At 38.8% G+C, this 18449-nt stretch carries 16 protein-coding genes; 12 read left to right on the top strand and 4 right to left on the bottom strand.

Annotation, left to right across the window (positions count from 1 at the left end; genetic code table 11):
- Nucleotides 1-64 precede the first annotated feature (64 nt).
- Nucleotides 65-1039, bottom strand: coding sequence for a ring-cleaving dioxygenase (locus tag IGL17_RS02005; protein WP_010713910.1), 975 nt, complete (start codon nt 1037-1039; stop codon nt 65-67).
- A gap of 30 nt (nt 1040-1069) precedes the next feature.
- Between IGL17_RS02005 and IGL17_RS02010 the strand changes: the two genes are divergently transcribed.
- The gene (locus IGL17_RS02010) at nt 1070-1642 is read left to right on the top strand and encodes an alpha/beta hydrolase (protein WP_016618144.1); all 573 of its coding nucleotides are present in this window, start codon (nt 1070-1072) and stop codon (nt 1640-1642) included.
- A gap of 65 nt (nt 1643-1707) precedes the next feature.
- On the opposite strand, the gene IGL17_RS02015 is transcribed toward IGL17_RS02010, so the two are convergent.
- The gene (locus IGL17_RS02015) at nt 1708-3234 is read right to left on the bottom strand and encodes a UDP-N-acetylmuramoyl-L-alanyl-D-glutamate--L-lysine ligase (protein WP_002373306.1); all 1527 of its coding nucleotides are present in this window, start codon (nt 3232-3234) and stop codon (nt 1708-1710) included.
- Between the two features lie 203 nt (nt 3235-3437).
- Here IGL17_RS02015 and IGL17_RS02020 point away from each other — a divergent pair, with 203 nt between their 5' ends.
- The 4 genes from IGL17_RS02020 (at nt 3438) to IGL17_RS02035 (ending at nt 7857) form a co-directional block, all read left to right on the top strand.
- Entirely contained in the window at nt 3438-5087 is a 1650-nt protein-coding gene (locus IGL17_RS02020) for a putative polysaccharide biosynthesis protein (RefSeq protein ID WP_002364837.1), read from the top strand.
- Between the two features lie 108 nt (nt 5088-5195).
- Complete coding sequence (locus tag IGL17_RS02025) at nt 5196-5930, top strand: pseudouridine synthase (protein WP_002355501.1); 735 nt, start codon at nt 5196-5198, stop codon at nt 5928-5930.
- A 133-nt stretch (nt 5931-6063) separates the two neighbouring features.
- Nucleotides 6064-7479, top strand: a complete 1416-nt coding sequence (pepV, locus tag IGL17_RS02030; RefSeq protein WP_002358655.1) for a dipeptidase PepV — start codon at nt 6064-6066, stop codon at nt 7477-7479.
- 144 nt (nt 7480-7623) lie between these two features.
- Nucleotides 7624-7857, top strand: a complete 234-nt coding sequence (locus tag IGL17_RS02035) for a hypothetical protein (RefSeq protein WP_002373309.1) — start codon at nt 7624-7626, stop codon at nt 7855-7857.
- A gap of 164 nt (nt 7858-8021) precedes the next feature.
- On the opposite strand, the gene IGL17_RS02040 is transcribed toward IGL17_RS02035, so the two are convergent.
- On the bottom strand, nt 8022-9041 hold the full coding sequence (locus tag IGL17_RS02040; RefSeq protein ID WP_016618146.1) for an acyltransferase family protein: 1020 nt from the start codon (nt 9039-9041) through the stop codon (nt 8022-8024).
- Between the two features lie 235 nt (nt 9042-9276).
- On the opposite strand from IGL17_RS02040, the gene IGL17_RS02045 reads away from it, so the two are divergent.
- The 5 genes from IGL17_RS02045 to IGL17_RS02065 all read left to right on the top strand — a co-directional run bounded on the left by IGL17_RS02045 (nt 9277) and on the right by IGL17_RS02065 (nt 14464).
- Nucleotides 9277-10230: an ABC transporter ATP-binding protein gene (locus IGL17_RS02045; RefSeq protein ID WP_002363150.1), complete on the top strand. Its 954-nt coding sequence runs from the start codon at nt 9277-9279 to the stop codon at nt 10228-10230.
- Nucleotides 10231-11748 (top strand): ABC transporter permease/substrate-binding protein, encoded by a 1518-nt coding sequence (locus tag IGL17_RS02050; RefSeq protein ID WP_002355507.1) that lies wholly within the window; start codon nt 10231-10233, stop codon nt 11746-11748.
- Between the two features lie 141 nt (nt 11749-11889).
- Nucleotides 11890-12345, top strand: coding sequence for an arginine repressor (gene argR / locus IGL17_RS02055; protein WP_002355509.1), 456 nt, complete (start codon nt 11890-11892; stop codon nt 12343-12345).
- Nucleotides 12346-12378: 33 nt separating this feature from the next.
- Nucleotides 12379-13887: a phosphoglucomutase gene (locus IGL17_RS02060; protein ID WP_002375919.1), complete on the top strand. Its 1509-nt coding sequence runs from the start codon at nt 12379-12381 to the stop codon at nt 13885-13887.
- A gap of 22 nt (nt 13888-13909) precedes the next feature.
- Nucleotides 13910-14464: a GNAT family N-acetyltransferase gene (locus IGL17_RS02065; RefSeq protein ID WP_016618147.1), complete on the top strand. Its 555-nt coding sequence runs from the start codon at nt 13910-13912 to the stop codon at nt 14462-14464.
- Nucleotides 14465-14587: 123 nt separating this feature from the next.
- Here IGL17_RS02065 and IGL17_RS02070 read toward each other — a convergent pair whose 3' ends face one another.
- Nucleotides 14588-15451: an RluA family pseudouridine synthase gene (locus IGL17_RS02070; RefSeq protein WP_002378018.1), complete on the bottom strand. Its 864-nt coding sequence runs from the start codon at nt 15449-15451 to the stop codon at nt 14588-14590.
- A gap of 342 nt (nt 15452-15793) precedes the next feature.
- On the opposite strand from IGL17_RS02070, the gene IGL17_RS02075 reads away from it, so the two are divergent.
- Nucleotides 15794-17980, top strand: coding sequence for a PBP1A family penicillin-binding protein (locus tag IGL17_RS02075; protein ID WP_016618149.1), 2187 nt, complete (start codon nt 15794-15796; stop codon nt 17978-17980).
- Nucleotides 17981-18042: 62 nt separating this feature from the next.
- Complete coding sequence (locus tag IGL17_RS02080; RefSeq protein WP_002355518.1) at nt 18043-18384, top strand: YlbF family regulator; 342 nt, start codon at nt 18043-18045, stop codon at nt 18382-18384.
- Nucleotides 18385-18449 lie beyond the last annotated feature (65 nt).

Here is an 18449-nt window from a genome sequence, read left to right on the forward strand (position 1 = left end):
TTCAAAAAAGGGCAATAATAGGATATTAAAAAACAAAAATAGCGGTCCTAACCGCTATTTTTGTTTACTCATGGCGTTGTTGTGCTAAAATCGCTTCGATTCGTTCTCTTTGATCTGCCAAAAAGTGAGGCAAATAAAGGGGGATTTCATCAAAGTTTGAGCTTTGATTTTCATAGGCTTCGGCATCTAGCAGGCCTTTTTGTGTGGCTACTTCAAATAACAAGTGGTTCGGTTCTCTAAAATACAATGATTTGAAAAATTCGCGGTCTTTAACTCCTGAGTTTGTAAAATTCTTTTCCTCTAACAGGCTATCAACTTGCGTTAATTCTTGCGTATCTTCCACCCCAAAGGCGACGTGATGAACGCCACCAATTCCTTCAATGGCAAGCGGATTGGTACGGTCATCAATGATGTGCACCTCTTGATAAAACTGTGGATGATGATTTTCCAGAACGGTTACTTCATGCGCAGTTTCAAAAAAAGGTACTGTTTCTTTTTCATGCCAATGTAAATAATCCACTAAAGGTTGTTTGGTAGCTGCGGCATATTGGACGCGTAATTGAATTGCATCAATGCCTAAAATTGCATGTTCTACTGGAATTTCAGAATGCTCAGCTGGAAAATAATCTTCCGCATTTTCAAATTCACGTAACGGAACAAGCGCCATTTGCGTATTATCGGGCGCTTCAAAACGCAAAATTGGGTGTTGGTTAAATGTTTCCACACCATAGTGGCAGATACCCGCTTGCTCAAGACGTTCTGCCCAAAAATCCAAAGAGGCGCGCGTTGGTACTTTTAAAATAGTTCGTTCAATTGTATTTGTCCCAAAGGATTGATCTTGGCCATCATTCAATTCAAAAAAAGTTAATTCGGTACCTGTTCGTTGCTCATTATCTGAGAAAAACAAGTGATACATGGTGTGGTCATCTTGGTTGATCGTTTTCATTAGTAATTTTAATCCCAGTGTATTATGATAGAAGTCAAATGTAGGCTTTATCAATCGATTTAAAATAGAGATGTGATGAATTTGTGCATACATAGTAAAATTCCTTTCTTGGAGGTTTATTAAATGAAACAATTTTTTCAAAAAGGGTCGAAACCTAATCAATTAGTTGTCGCTTTCCATGGTACTGGTGGCAATGAATATCAATTATTAACGACCATCGCAACCCTTTATCCAGAAGCGAGTATTCTAAGTTACTTAGGGACAGAAGGTGTAGGCGAACAGCGACGCTTTTTTGCGCCATTAGTCAATGGAGCATTACCTCGTGCTAACTTTGATGAGCGAGTGACTGCGTTTCTAGAAGAAGTTTGGCAACCGCAAAAGTTATACGATGAAGTTATTTTTATAGGGTACTCTAACGGTGCCAATTTTATTTTAGGCCTGTTAGAAAAGAACCCGACTATTGCTAACACTGTTATTTTACTGCATCCAAGCAATTTAGGCTATCAATATGTATCTGGTGAGTTTGCGACAAAAGTGATTGTCACAACAGGGGCTCAGGATGAGTTGAGTATTCCGGGACAAGTTCTTTCTTTAGCTAATCAATTAAAGAAACATTTTCCAGTCGACTTTTTACTAGTGGATGGCGGTCATGGGTTATCGGAAGAAGAAGTAACGAAATTAAAAGAAGTTCTTTAAAAAACAAGCTGCAACCTTTGCTGATAAGTGGTTGCAGCTTGTTTTTTCATGTGTGTTTAAATGATTTAGTTCTTTTTATTAATGAAAGCTTCCGCAAGGGCAAAGTCTCCTGCGTAAGGTTCATCTACGCCGTTTACTTTTTGATAAAGGTCGGCGCCTTTACCAGCTAAGACAATCGCATCATCAGCCGTTGTGCTTAAAGATAATGCGTGAGCAATTGCTTCGCCACGATCTAAAACGGTGTAAACAGGCATTTCTTTGGTAATATGGGCTTGAATTTCTTGGCAAATTTTTGCTGGATCTTCACTGGCTGGGTCATCGGTTGTTAGGACTGCAACATCAGCCAATTCAGAAAGAACCCTACCAAAGTCTTTGCGGCGAGAAATCGCTTTGTCTCCCGTGCTACCGACAAGAACAATTAAGCGGCCGTCAGGATGTTCTTCACGGACAAAGGTTAAAAGATTCTTCAAACTGTCATAGTTATGAGCGTAATCAACATAGACGGTTGCACCATTGGTATTCGTTAAAGATTCCATCCGGCCAGGGACGGTGGTTGCTGCGATCCCTTGTTGACACTCTTCTTTTGAAGCTCCCACAAGGACACTAGCAATCGCCGCACTTAACGCATTACCTTTGTTAAAATCACCACCTAAACGAAGGTGATAAGAGCCGGCCAATCCTAACGCATCTGCAGGACTTTCAACGATAAAACGTAAGGAATCCTCTGAAGAAACAGCGAATGAATAGTCAACTTCTGAAGCTGGCTGACTGCCATAGACAATGGCAGGGACTTTTTGCTGTTGTGCAGTTTCTTTAAGTAATGGAAAATAATCAGCTTCGTGATTCAACACAATGACTTTAGAATGTGTAATCAATTGACGTTTGCAATAAAAGTAATCGTCAAAGGTTGGATGTTCAATTGGACTGATATGGTCGGGGGTAATGTTTAAAAAAATGCCGACATCAAAAAATAACTTGTAGACACGATTAGTTTTGTAGGCTTGGGAAGAAACTTCCATAATAAAATGAGTCATCCCGTTAGCAACAGCGGTTGCCATCATTCGATACAAGTCCAAAGATTCGGGTGTAGTCAAGGCAGATTTAAAGAATGTTTTGCCATCTAATGTCGAATTCATGGTAGAAAGCAAGGCTGTTTTTTGTTGTGTAGCAACATCTAAAATATATTTGGTGAAATAAGCCGCTGTTGTTTTACCTTTGGTTCCAGTAAAGCCAATCAGTTTTAATTTATTTTGTGGATAATCATAAAAAGCCATGCTTAACACAGCCATTGCTTTTTTTATGTCAGTCACGATAATTCCTAGTTGCGCTGGAACCTCATAAGGCACCTCAGAAACATAGATTTCTAGGCCGTCTTTTACAGCATTTTCTAAATAGATTTCTTTAAAGTTTAATCCTTTACAAAAAAAGAGTGTTTCTGCTGTTACGTCTCTCGAATCGTAAGAAAGAGCCGTTACTTCTCGTTGACCTAACGTGTCGGAAAGGGTCAAGTGCCAGCCTTCTGGTGAAATAAATTCTTTTAATAAATCTTCTTTTTCTAAGCAATCGCGAATTGCGAATAATGAAATCGTCACTTTTTTTGCCTCCAAACGTTTCAACGAAATTTCAAAACTGATGTCATTATAGCATTATTTTTCTTTTAAAAAAACCATCTCGTTAGCGTGAGAAAATCCATGAGAAATGTTAAAATAGGATAATTCTTCGAGAAAGTCGTTGCATATCCCAAGATGAACAATTAAAATAAAGAAAGCATACTCAAAGAATATTGGAGGACAAAATGATCAATCAACCAAATTCAGTTGATCAACCAATCCTGACGAACCAAGAAAAAATGGTCAAAGGCTCAGCTTGGATGACAGCTAGTAATATTATCTCCCGCATGTTAGGGGCGATTTACATCATCCCTTGGTACGCTTGGATGGGCGAGCACGGAAACGAAGCGAACAGTTTGTTTTCAATGGGGTATACGATTTATGCCTTATTCCTAATGATCTCTACCGCCGGAATTCCAGGTGCGATTGCCAAGCAGACCTCGCATTATAATTCATTGAACGAATATAAAATTAGTCGACAGCTCTTTTATCGTGCCTTACAACTAATGGGTGGTTTAGGTGTGGTTTTTGCTATTGTGATGTATTTGGCATCTCCGGCATTAGCAGCTTTGTCTGGCGGAGGTCCTGAATTAGTTCCAACGATGCGTTCATTAAGTTTAGCCGTTTTAGTTTTCCCAAGCATGAGTGTCATTCGCGGTTATTTCCAAGGAAATCAAGAAATGATGCCCTTTGCTTTATCACAAATTGTTGAACAAGTAGCACGAGTGTTTTACATGTTATTAACCGCTTTTATTATCATGAAAGTCTTTGAAGGTAATTACGTTACAGCGGTGACCCAAGCCACTTTTGCGGCATTTATTGGGATGCTCGCAAGTTTTGCGGTTTTAGGTTATTACATGTACAAACAAAAACCATTATTTGATTATTTAGAAGAACACAGCGCCAATGAACATGAAATTGCTCCAAAAGAGTTATTGATTGAAACTTTTAAAGAGGCGATTCCTTTTATCGTAGTTGGCTCAGGAGTGACTGTCTTTAAACTTGTCGATCAGTTTACTTTCTCAAACTTTATGCGTTTGTTTACGGATTATTCAGATACCCAATTACGAGAGCTTTTCGGTATTTTTAATGCCAATCCGGACAAATTAACCATGATTGTCGTGGCTTTAGCGACTTCGATTTCGGCTACTGGATTACCGTTAATTACAGAAGCGGTCACCTTAAAAAATCACCGTGAGTTAGCGCGTTTGATTAGTAATAATTTACAACTTTTTGTGTTTGTAATGTTGCCAGCAACGTTCGGTATGATTGTTTTAGCGCAACCACTATACACTGTTTTTTACATGCCAGATGCTTTAGGCACTTCTTTATTAGTGCAAGCTTGTTATGCTAGTTTATTCTTGGGCTTGTATATGTTAGTGTCAAATATGTTAATGGGGATGTATGAAAATCGTGACGCAATGCGTTATTTAGGAATTGGTTTAGCTGTGAAATTAATCGTGCAATTCCCCGCAATCCGTTTATTTGAAGTTTACGGTCCGTTATTAGCAACGATGATTGGCTTTACGGTTTCTTGCGTATTGATTCTAAGAAGAATTCGTCAAGTGACACGTTTTAATTACAAATTAACCTTACGGCGAACATTGTTAATGTTCTGTATTACAGTCATCATGATGATTATCGCTTTGATTTTCCGTCAGTTCCTGTATCTATTTTTAGATCCAACTAGACGTTTCCAAGCCTTCATTATCGTTGTAATTGTGGCTGCTGCAGGAGGCGCTTTTTATGGCTATTCGGTCTTGAAGATTCGCTTAGCTGATCGTTTATTAGGGAAAAATGCCGCAAAATTACGTGCAAAATTCAATATTAAATAATAGCTGATTGAACTCCTTTCAGCAGATTCTCTTAAGAGACAAGGCTTGAGACATCGATCGATTCGATTTATGTCCCAAGCTATTTTTTTAAAGGAAAGAGGAATGACGATGCGTTTAGATAAATTTTTAGCCGATGTTGGTATCGGTAGTCGTAAAGAAATCAAACAATTGTTAAAGAAAAAAGTCGTTACGGTGAATGGTGACGTCGTAAAAGAAGCCAAAACACAAGTAAATGAAGAAACAGATCAAATTGCCTTGATGGGAGAAATTCTTACGTATCAGAAATTCTTTTATTACATGTTGCATAAACCACAAGGTGTCATTTCTGCGACGGAAGATCAGCGAGATGAAACGGTAATTGACTTGTTAACTGATCAGGATTACCGTGCCGACTTGTTCCCAGTTGGTCGCTTGGATAAAGATACCGAAGGCTTGCTTCTATTAACAAATGATGGCCAGTTAGCGCATCAATTATTATCGCCTAAAAAGCATGTGGATAAAGAATATTTAGCTGAAGTTGAGGGACTTGTGACAGCGGAAGATTGTCAACTGTTTGCGCAAGGATTTGCCTTGAAAGATGGAGAAATGGTTAAACCAAGTCGCTTAGTCATTGAGACAATCAATGAGGAAGAAGGGACTTCCGTAGTCCGTTTAGTGATTCAAGAGGGAAAATTCCATCAAGTCAAACGGATGTTAGCCACTGTAGGCAAACCTGTGACGTATTTAAAACGATTACGAATGGGCGAACTATGGTTGGATGAAACGTTAGAACTAGGGGAATATCGGCCCTTAACAGAAGCCGAATTGCAACAACTACAACCTAAACAATCATACCTCAATTAAAATAAACAAAAACCCAGCCCTTTCTGCGGAAAAGATAAAAAATTTCTCGAAAAATAGTGTCGGGTTTCTTTCTTTTTCTGCATAAAATGGTATGATTGACTATGTAGAACTTTATGAATAGGAGTGACAACAAATGACAATTGATTGGACAAAAGAAGTCGAAGCACGTAAAGACGACTTATTAGAAGATTTACAAAACTTATTACGGATCAACAGTGAACGTGATGATGCACAAGCAACACCTGAAGCGCCCTTTGGACCTGGGCCAGTTGCTGGCTTAAAACACATGTTAGCGTATGGTGAACGTGATGGCTTTACGGTGAAAAATGTCGACAATTACGCTGGACATATTGAATATGGTGAAGGCGACGAAACATTAGGAATTTTTGGTCATATGGACGTTGTTCCTGCTGGTGATGGTTGGGAAACAGATCCTTATGAACCAGTCATTAAAGATGGCAAAATTTATGCACGTGGCGCAAGCGATGATAAAGGCCCAAGTATGGCTGCTTATTACGCAATGAAAATTATCAAAGAATTAGGCTTACCCGTGTCTAAAAAAATTCGTTTCGTAGTAGGAAGTGACGAAGAAAGCGGCTGGGGCGATATGGATTACTATTTCCAACATGAAGAAGCGCCAGACTTTGGTTTCTCACCAGATGCTGAGTTCCCAATTATTAATGGGGAAAAAGGAAATGTGACTATTCGTTTAACTTTCCGAGGCGGTAACGGCGCTGATTATAAATTAGAAAGCTTCAAATCTGGCTTACGTGAAAACATGGTTCCGGGAACAGCAGATGCTGTTGTAACGGCTGCTTCAGCAGACGAAGCGGCTTCACTAGCTGCTAGCTTTGAAACATTCATCAAACAAGAAGCAAAAATTTCAGGTAACGCAGAACTTTCAGATAAAACAGTGACTTTCCATGTAGTTGGTAAAGGTGCTCACGGTGCTAGCCCACAATCTGGAATTAACGCAGCGACTTTCTTGGCAACTTTCTTAAATGATTACAGCTTTGCAGAAGGCGCATATAGCTTTATTAATACCATTGCTGAATTTATCCATGAAGATTTTTATGGTGAAAAATTAGGCGTGGCTTTTGAAGACGAAAAAATGGGTAAATTGACAATGAACGCTGGGATTGTTAACTTTGATCCAGAAAACCCTGAAAATAGCTTAGTAACATTAAACTTCCGCTATCCAAAAGGAACTTCAGCAGAAGAATTACAAGCAAAAGTTCAAGCAACAGTCGGTGAAACGGTCACTGCAACACAAGGAGATCGCAACCAAGAACCGCATTATGTACCAGTTGATGATCCATTGGTGGCAACGTTACTACAAGTTTACGAAGACCATACAGGCGAAAAAGGCCAAGAACAAATCATTGGTGGCGGTACTTATGGCCGCTTATTAAAACGTGGTGTTGCCTATGGCGCAATGTTCCCTGGCTACACAGACACAATGCACCAAGCCAACGAATTTATGGAATTAGATGACTTATTCCGAGCAGCTGCTATTTATGCAGATGCGATTTATCGTTTAGCGAAGTAAATTAAAAAAGCTGTTTTCGATTTTCGAAAACAGCTTTTTTTTGCAATTTTTGCCTTTTAAAAACCCAAAATCAGAACTGTCAATTTACTGAAAATTTCTTGCAAATCAAGGGATCCCACGATACGATAAATAGGAGAAAACGCAATGAGTGAAACACTTATTGTTAACTATTTAATCAAAGGACGTGTGAAGATGAACGTAGAAGAATTAGTTCAAAAAGCAAAAGATTTAATTGGAGAAGGCAACGTGGAACATGCGCAACAATTCATTGAAGAACATAAAGATGAATTAGGCGAACACTATCATAAAATTACAGCGCTGTTAGCTGATACAACGACCGATGGTTTGTTTGATAAAATTAAAGGATTGTTTCAATAGTTGAAAAAAATCTGAGATAAAAGTGTTTAGCTCCAAAAACCAAGTAGGTACGATGATTTCATCTGTTCATGCTTCACAGTGAAACATTGCAACTTTCGCCGTTTAACAGTTTTTGAGCGTGGAGCAAAAATCCAAAGTGATTTTTGTCCCACGCTCTTCTTTTTTTATTTAACTTTTAACCATTGTTTTGGCAACACATACGCAATTGGATTAAAAAGATAATCCGCTCCGCGTTTCACCACAGGCATATTCGTAATAGCTAAAATGAAGAGGGCTAAGAAGAAAAGTGCCAGGATTCGGAAAGTAAACCATTCTTTAAAGAGTGTGTCTAATTGTAAACCACTTTCCAACAGAATAATTAAGGGCATATGCAAGAGATAAGGGTAGAGGGTATCTTTTCCTAGGGCGCTTAAAGGTAACTTTCGTTTCGGCAATAATGCAAACCAAGAAAGAGACACCAATGCTGCAGCAACGTAAAAGAACAGCTGAATGAAACTACTGTATTCAAAGGCCGGACTAATTTCAGCGTAGGAAGCCCAACCAGTTAAGAAGCCCCAAAATTTCGTTGCCAATGACCATTGACTATTTACAAATAAAAAGGAGCTTAAAATTACACCTATCGCTGCCCATTTGACTTTGCGATGATCTAAAAAGGTTTGCAGCTTTTGAATATCCATTAAGTAGCCACAATAAAAGAAAGGGAAGAAGCCCAGAGTCCGTCCTAAAGACAAGAAACCTTCCACAGGTAAATAGCCTGAGGCGCAGCCGATAACAATGATGATTGGCAACATGATTTTCGGCTGAACGCGCTGAAGAAAGATGGTAATTAAGTAGAAACTTGCTAAGGAAAGTAAGTACCAAGGAACGCCTGTTTCGTTCAGTAAATCAAAATTCATTTTATTTGCAAAGGCGAAATTAGCAAGCGTAATCAACAACTTCGCTAAGAGATAAAGCCAAACAAAGGAAAGTAAGCGTAGATATTTTCGTTGTTTAATGGCATGTTTACTAAAGAGTCCAGAGACAAAAATAAAGGCTGGCATATGGAATGAATAGATCCAAAAGTTGATCGTTTCCATGAGTCGTGAAGGAGAAGCTTCACGATCTAAAATATGCCCAAGAATCACTAAGAAAATTAAAAAAAGTTTCACGTTGTCCCATTTATAAATTCGCTTGTCGTTTTCCATAACGATCACTCCTTTTAGTAGAAAACAGTTCACTTTTGTTTAAGGCAGAAGAGGACAATTTTTCCATTCATTGAGTAGATAATTGTAGATACGAACCGGCAGCCGTTAAATGAGCCCCACATACTTGCGCTTAAAACAAAAAATTAGGCAGGATGTTAGTCTTAAATTATACTGAAAGAGTGACGATCCTCCAAAGATTTTGTTTATTAAGAAGTGAAAGATGCGGTGAAAATAAATGATAAAATTTCAAAATGTTTCAAAAGTATATCAAGAAAATGCTGTTTTGTCCGATGTGAATTTAACAATCCAACAAGGCGAATTTTTTGTATTAGTAGGGCCGAGTGGTAGTGGAAAAACGACGACTTTGAAAATGATTAATCGGCTCATTGAGCCAACGACAGGTGAAGTGGCTCTCAATGAACAAGCGGTAACCAATTATCCTTTACGTGAATTACGACTAAAAATTGGCTATGTTCTTCAGCAAATTGCCTTATTTCCTAACTTAACCGTGGCGGAAAATATTGAGTTGATTCCTGAAATGAAAAAATGGCCCAAAGAGCAACGCAGAGAGCGAACCATTGAACTATTGAAAAAAGTTCAGCTGGATCCTGAGGAATATCTGCATCGTAAGCCAGCAGCGCTTTCAGGAGGCGAACAACAACGTATCGGAATTTTACGCGCCATTGCAGCTGAACCAGAAGTGATTTTAATGGATGAACCTTTTAGCGCGCTAGATCCAATTTCAAGACATCATCTTCAACGTTTGGTGAAAGAACTTCATCAGGAATTAGCGAGTACCATTGTTTTTGTAACCCATGATATGAATGAAGCTTTATTGTTAGGTGAGCGCATCTGTATTATGGACGCTGGCAAAATTATTCAAGTCGATACGCCAGAAGCCATTCAAAAACATCCGAAAAATAATTTTGTCGGTCAATTTTTCAAACAATCTTCGCCAGAACTAGCGAACTATTGTGGCGCTGACTTGACTGCATTTTTAGAAGCCGCAGATGAGACGATTGAGCCAGTGCCGACTGTTTTCATGGAAACCAATTTAAAAGAGATTGTCCAACTCATTAATGCGCAAGAGAAAGCAAATTTAGTAGAAAAACAACAAGTTTTAGGGTGTATCACCTCAAAAACGATTACTCGTTTTATGGAACAACTGTTGGAAAGCGAGGGACAGTAGATGCAAGCACTGATTGAAACTTTTTTCGCTCGAAAAGAAGAATATCTGCAAGCGTTAATCGAGCATATGCAATTGTCCTTTATTTCGTTATTATTCGCTGCATTGATTGCCATTCCTTTAGCCATTTATTTAACGAGTCATCGCAAGTTAGCGGAAAGTCTGTTACAAGTGACTGGGATTTTCCAAACCATCCCTTCTTTAGCTTTGCTAGGCTTATTGATTCCGTTAATTGGTATTGGTCGACCACCGGCAATTGTTGCGCTAGTGATTTATGCCTTATTCCCAATTTTACAAAATACCTATACTGGTTTGACGGAAATTGATCCTTCGTTAGAAGAAGCCGCAGAAGCATTTGGTATGAGTAAAAAAGAAAAACTGTTTAAGTTTGAGTTACAAATGGCGTTACCATTTATTATTTCTGGGATTCGAACGGCTACCGTTTTAATTATTGGTACGGCCACGTTGGCGGCGTTAATTGGAGCAGGTGGTCTAGGGACCTTCATTTTATTAGGAATTGATCGAAATAATTTATCGTTGATTTTTATTGGAGCCCTTTCATCGGCTGCACTAGCAGTCTTGTTTAATTATGGAATTCATTGGTTGGAAAAAGCGAATGGGCGGCGACTAATCATTGGCGGTACTATTTTAGGCCTTTTGTTAGGTGGTTCATTTTTCTGGAATCAACAAACTTCTTCAAAGGAAAAACAGCTGACAATTGCTGGCAAATTAGGAGCGGAACCAGATATTATTATTAATATGTATAAAGCCTTAATTGAAGAAAATAGCGACATTCAGGTGACGTTAAAGCCAAACTTTGGCAAGACTACTTTTTTATATAATGCCTTGAAATCAGATGAAATCGATCTTTATCCGGAATTTACAGGAACAGTGATCGAAACCTTTTTAAAAAATCCTCCTCAGCTAGACAATCAACCTCAAGTAGTCTATGAAGCGGCACGCGCTGGCTTGAAAAAACAAGAAAACCTTACTTTGCTGAAACCGATGCGCTATGAAAATACGTATGCCGTCGCAGTTAAGCGCTCATTTGCAAAAGCGCATCAATTAAAAACGATTAGTGATTTACAGAAAATTAGCAATCAGTTGAAAGCAGGTTTTACGTTAGAATTTATTGATCGGCAAGATGGTTATAAGGGATTACAAGAAAAATATCATTTAAATCTGAATGTCCAATCGATGGAACCGGCATTACGCTATCAAGCGATTAATAATGGTGAGGTAAATGTGATTGATGCCTATTCAACGGATAGTGAATTGAGACAATACGATTTAGTAACGTTAGAAGATGATCAAGCACTATTTCCGCCTTATCAAGGAGCACCACTTATTAAAACAGCAACGTTGGAAAAATATCCAGAATTAGCAGAAATATTGAATAAATTGGCAGGAAAAATTAGCGAAGAAGAAATGAGTGAAATGAATTATCAAGTCAATGTGGAGGGGCAAGATCCTAGCATAGTGGCGAAAGACTATTTAAAAGAAAAGAATCTTCTTAAATAAGTATTTTTTACTGAAAAAGACTGGTATATAAACATTTATCCAGTCTTTTTCAGATAAATAAAGAGTTTAATGTGAAAAGTACCTGTATTTTTACTCATTTTTGGATATAATAAAAGAAATGAATGGAGAGGAGTGGTCTATATGAAAAAAGCAGAACGTCAACGTTTGATTAAACAATTAATTATGCAACAAGAAATTGAAACACAAGATGAATTAATCACTCGTTTGGAAGAACTTGGCGTCCGAGCCACTCAAGCGACTGTTTCAAGAGATATCCGTGAAATGAGTATTGTTAAAACACATGGTGCAGATGGTCGTGTCAAATATGCAATTTTTTCTCAAGCACAAGGCACAAGCAGTGAAGAGAAATTACGAGAATCAGTGAAAGATTCAGTTGTTCGAATGGAGCGAGTACAATTTATTGTCATCTTGCATACAGAGATGGGAAATGCCGATGTGGTGAGTAACTTTTTAGATGAAGTAGCTTATCCGGAAGTGGCGGGTACAGTGGCTGGTGCGGATACGATTATTGTGATTACACGTTCAGAAGAGGATGCGGAACACTTTATCGAACGCATCGAAAATATGATTTTTTAAAATTGAAAGTATCAATAGAAGGGAGTTTTTTTCTTGGTAGAATTGAAAGCGCTACAAAATGGTTCGGATATTCGGGGAATTGCTTTGGATACGGAAGAGCAAACTGCAACATTAACCGCAACAGCAGTAGCCGAGATTGCGGTGGGCGTGGTTCGTTGGTTACAGGATAAAAAACAGCTGCCACGAAAGGCACAACAGCGCCTGACAATTGCAATCGGACATGATAGTCGTCTAACGGCGGAGCCGATTAAGCAAGCATTAGTAGATACGTTTCTTTCATTAGGTATTCAGGTGATTGACGTTGGTTTAGCTACGACGCCTGCTATGTTTATGGCTACTCAATTTCCAACGCTTCAATGTGATGCAGCGATTATGATTACAGCTAGCCATTTGCCTTACTATTTTAATGGCTTGAAGTTCTTCACAGCAGAAGGTGGAGCAGAAAAAGAAGATATTCGGTATATTTTATCTCATACTGATCCGCTGACAGCCAATGAAAATGGCACACTGATGAAGCAAGAGTTACTGCCAATTTATGCGGAGCATTTGGTGGAAAAAATCCGCCAAGGAATTCATTCGCTAGAAGAGAAACCTTTACAGGGCTTTCGAATTATCGTTGATGCGGGTAATGGGGCTGGGGGCTTCTTTGCGGAGCAGGTTCTTCAAGTTTTGGGCGCTGATACGACGGGATCACAGTTTTTAGAACCAGATGGGCATTTTCCTAATCATGTACCTAATCCAGATAATTCTGAAGCAATGAAAAGTATTCAAACAGCTGTTTTAGCTAATCAGGCAGATTTGGGCATTATTTTTGATACAGATGTAGATCGTTCGGCTGTGGTGGACCAATCAGGTGAGGTACTAAACCGAAATAATTTAATTGCTGTTTTAGCGGCAATCGTTTTAAAAGAAGCGCCTGGTAGTTATATTGTGACAAATTCGCCAACCTCAAGTCATTTAAAAACATTTATTGAAGAAAAAGGCGGCCAACAGATTCGTTATATTTCTGGTTACCGAAATGTCATTAATAAAATGATTGAATTGAATCATGGGGGCTTTCAGACACCGTTAGCCATTGAAACCAGTGGTCATGCAGCGTTTCAAGAAAACTACAATCTGGATGATGGTGCATATGTCGTGGCGAAAATTTTAATGTTGTTACCAGAATTGAAACAAAACAATCAAACGTTAGGAGATCTGATTGCTACATTGAAGCAACCGGCAGAAACCAACGAATTTCGCTTCAAAATTACTGCGGAGGATGTTACTTGTTATGGGCAACAAGTCTTGCGAGACTTTGAATTGTTTGTAGAAAATCAAGCAGACTTTGCTGTGGACCGTGAAAACCAAGAAGGTGTTCGGGGAAACGTGTCTGGTCAATATGGCAGTGGGTGGTTTTTGCTACGCTTAAGTCTGCATGAACCGTTGCTTGTTCTTCAGGTAGAGAATGACCAAAGCGATAAAAATGCGTGTGTCATCGAAAAAATTGCCACTTTTTTACAAAAATACGAGGAAATAGATAGTCAGCAAATAGAAAAATAATCTAGGAATTAAAGGTGTTCTTATGGAAAATGTCTTAAAAGGAAAACACGTTGGCTTTTCTCATTTTAGAGAAGAATATATCGAACATATTGCAAAACAGCAATGGGATAATGAATTGCTTCGGCATTTGAGCTGGGATGCTTTACATCCGTGGGGGCTTGAAGAATGGAAAGATTTCACAATTAATAAAGGAGAAGATGATCGATTTCTATTTGCTATTTTAGAAAATACGACAGAGGAATTTATTGGTTGGGTTTCGTTGTCTGATGTACAGTTGAAAAATAGAGGGGCCAATTTAGGGATTGCTATTTTACAAAAAGAGCAACGTGGTCAAGGATATGGCTTTGAGGCGGTGTCTTTAATTTGTAAATTTGCTTTTTATGAATTGGGCTTGCACAAAATCAGATTAGCTGTCAATAGTAACAATCAAAAAGCGATTCATGTTTATGAAAAAGTAGGCTTCAAAAAAGAAGAAATTGATAGAGAAGCGTTATTTCAAGATGGCCAATGGCTGGATATCTACAATTACGGAATTTTACAAAAAGAGTGGCTACAAATGATTAAGGCTGAGAGTTAGCTCAGGAACTGTTTAACACCAAGACACTGAGCAAACGCAGATATGCCGTTCTCAGCAATGAATGTGCGGTAAAATAAAAAAGCAGAAGAAATCGGCGGTTACCGTCCGATTTCTTCTATTTTTTTACCATAGGCCAGGCGCTGCAGTCACAACGATTTGTTTTTTTGTAAACGGATGGAGTAAATGAAGTTGTGAAGCATGGAGCATTAAACGAGCTGCCTGCGATTTTGGGTTGTATAACGGATCACCAATAATTGGATGCCCTTCGCTAGCTAAATGGACCCGAATTTGGTGCGTCCGACCTGTTTCTAAAACACAGGTAACTGCGGTTTGATTGTTAGAAAGAGCTTGGACCACTTGGACATGTGTAATCGCTGAATCCCCTTTTTGAGGATCAATCCGTCGTTTCCGGCGATCATGTCGATCTCGACCAATCGGCTGATTGATTGTCTGCTCTTTTTGGTTAAAGTGACCAGCCACAATCGCTTGATATTGGCGGTAAATTTGTTTTGTTTCTAATAAACGCCCTAAAATAGGTAAGACAAAAGGATTTTTAGCAAAGACAATCGCACCACTGGTTTCTTTATCTAATCGATGAACGACATAAGGGACCTGATTTTTCTCGGCTAAATAGGCAGCAACATGATTTAACAAGGTGTCTGTTTCCTGTGGCTGATTTGGATGGGTTTTAATGCCATAAGGTTTATTTACAATCATTAAATGTTCATCTTCATATAAAACCTTCACATGCGTTGCTTCCCCCAAATGAATAGTGGGACGTACATAATCGGTTTCTTCAAACGTTAAGGTGACACAATCGCCAGCTTGGACTGGAAAATGAAAAGCAGCTGTTTCTCCATTGATTTTGACATTTTTTCGCGTGCGTAAAAAATGGCGCACTTTTCGAGGGACTAGCCACTCATTTTCTAATAGTTCTTTTACAGTCATTGTTGAAAAATTTTCAGGTAATCTCATTGAATATTCCACCAAATCCCACCTTTCACTGATTTGCTATTTAGTGTAACAAAGCTACTCAAAAGGTCAAGTCAGAACGGAAAAAAAGCTGAAATTTGTTAGAAAGGCAGTTCCTTGAGAGATTCTTAAACAAATTTACATAAAAAACGAAGAAAAGCATGATAGAATAGAGGCTAAATAAAGACTCGTTTCTAAACGTAAGCAATTATTTACCTCTAGTGAAGGCCATATTTCCTTTGCTACAGCGAAAAGACCATTGAAATTGTTTTTCAAGAATTTTTCATGCTTTAGGCCTAGGTCGTACCCGCAAGAATATGGTAGACTTAGCCAAGAAACGTAAACAGAGGGAGTACTATGGACAATCTTAAACAATTTTTTAGTAAAGTCAGTGTCGGATTACGTCATTTTTGGACGTGGATAAAGCCTTATTTAATACAATTCCATCAAGCCAGAAAGCGGATTTGGAAAAAGTATCAAATCAATAAAATTTTCTTGTTAATTGGTTTGGTAGTCGCTTTAGGTGCCAGTATTTATTTATTTTACTTAGCCAAGTCCGCAAACGTTGAGACCCTAAAATCGGGGCTAAGTGAATCAACACGTGTTTATGATGAATCAGGAGAGGAAGTCGGAAAATTATTCGGGCAAAAAGGAACTTTTGTGGAACTGGATAATATTTCTCCTTATATTCAAGACGCGGTTATTTCAACTGAAGATCGCGGATTTTATCAACATAAAGGGTATTCCATCAAAGGGATTGCTCGTGCGGTTGTTGGAAAATTGACCTTCGGGAAAATCGGTGGCGGTGGTGGCGGAAGTACAATTACGCAGCAATTAGCCAAAAATGCTTACTTAACGCAAGAGCAAACGTTAGATAGGAAAGCCAGAGAATTATTCTTAGCGATTGAAATCGAAAAGAAATATTCGAAAAAAGATATCTTAGCAATGTATTTAAATAATTCTTATTTTGGTAATGGTGTCTGGGGCGTGCAAGATGCAGCTCGTAAATACTTTGGCGTGGATGCGTCCCAAGTTACAGTGGGGGAAGCCGCAACGCTAGCGGGCATGTTAAAAGGGCCAGGAATCTATAACCCAATTGATTACATTGACAATGCCACAGCGCGACGGAATACCGTTTTACAACTTATGGTCGACAATAAAAAACTGTCTCAAGAAGAAGCCAATCAAGAAGCGAGTGTTAACTTAGCGAGTCTATTAAATGACACCTATGTTGGCGACGAAAATAGTTACAAATATCCATATTATTTTGATGCGGTAATTGATGAAGCGGTCAATCGTTATAAATTTAAAGAAGAAGATATTTTAAATAAAGGCTACAAGATTTACACTTCTTTAAATCAGGGGTATCAAGATGCGATGGATGCAACTTATAAAAATGATGCACTATTTCCACCCAATGCAGAAGATGGTGCCATGGTTCAGAGTGGTTCTGTAGCCATTGATCCGAAAACCGGCGGCGTGCAAGCACTGGTGGGCGGTCGAGGGGAACACGTTTATCGAGGCTTTAACTTTGCAACGCAAACAAAACGTTCACCAGGCTCGTCCTTAAAACCAATTTCTGTCTATACACCAGCTTTAGAGGCTGGCTATAAACCAGACTCTGTTTTAGAAGATAAACCACAAGATTATTATCCAGCGCAAAACTATAGCCGCACGTACAGTGGAGAAGTTCCTATGTACCAAGCCTTAGGAGAAAGCTTAAATTTACCAGCGGTATGGTTATTACATCAAATTGGTTTAGATAAAGGCTATGAAAAAACAGAGAAATTTGGCATTCCATTATCAGAAAAAGATCGGTACTATGGTTTAGCCCTTGGGGGATTACAAACGGGTGTTTCGCCACTAACTATGGCGGGAGCTTATAGTGCCTTTGCCAATGAAGGCTATAAAACTGAAACGCATTTAATTACAAAAATCGTCGACTCAACTGGCGCAATTGTAGTTGATAATACTAAAGTCAAGAAAGAACAAGTCATTACCAAAGATGTTGCAGACGGGATTACAAGTATGCTGCTAGGGGTCTTTAGTTCTGGGAGCGGGGTCAACGCACAACCAGCAGGCTACGTAATGGCTGGTAAAACAGGTACGACAGAAACCAACTTCGATAGTAGTAAAACGAACGATCAGTGGGTGATTGGTTATACACCAGAAGTTGTCATTGCTACTTGGCTAGGCTTCCAAGAAACCAGTAAAACCCATTATCTGGAAGGTAGTAGCGCCACATATGCTTCTCAGGTGTTCAACAGTCAAGCCAGTGGCATCTTGCCACAAGTCAAACAAGCACAATTTCCTGTCGCGGATGCTTATGCCACAGGTGGGAAAGTTGTTGATAGCAACGATAGTTTAACTGGTGGTGCCAATTCTAATTGGCGGGATAACTTAAAAGACTTTGGAAATTCTGTTCAAGACGGCGCTAGCAATTTCGGAGATACATTGAATGAAGTTGGGGGACAAATTAAAGACGGCGCAAAAAAAGTCAAAGACAAGATTGAAGGAATTTTCGGAGGCTTATTAGGAAATTAGTTGGGAAAACCTAAGAGAAATGGTACAATAAAGATGAAACTATTGAGAAAAGAGGGATTCCATTGAGTAACATTTATGATACAGCCAATCAGATTGAACGTGAACTACGTGAGTTAGACGAATTTAAAGCATTACAAGCAGCGTATGAAGAAGTAAAAGCAGACGAAGCAGCTTACACATTGTTTAAAGAATTCCAAGGATTCCAACAAGGACTACAAGAAAAACAAATGCGCGGCGAAGAATTCACGGATGAAGATGCTGAAAAAGCACAAAGCATTGCAACGAAAGTGCAAGAAACAGCAGTTATCAACGAATTAATGCAAAAAGAACAAGCGTTTAGCTTAGTTGTCAATGATTTAAACCGAATTATCATGACTCCTGTGCGTGATATGTATAACGATTAATTTACGTAATTGAACTCTGACAAGTTGTCTATAAGACAATTTGTCAGAGTTTTTCTTTTACTGAA

This window comes from Enterococcus sp. AZ088 (assembly GCF_051714845.1).
Classification (GTDB): Bacteria; Bacillota; Bacilli; order Lactobacillales; family Enterococcaceae; genus Enterococcus; species Enterococcus faecalis.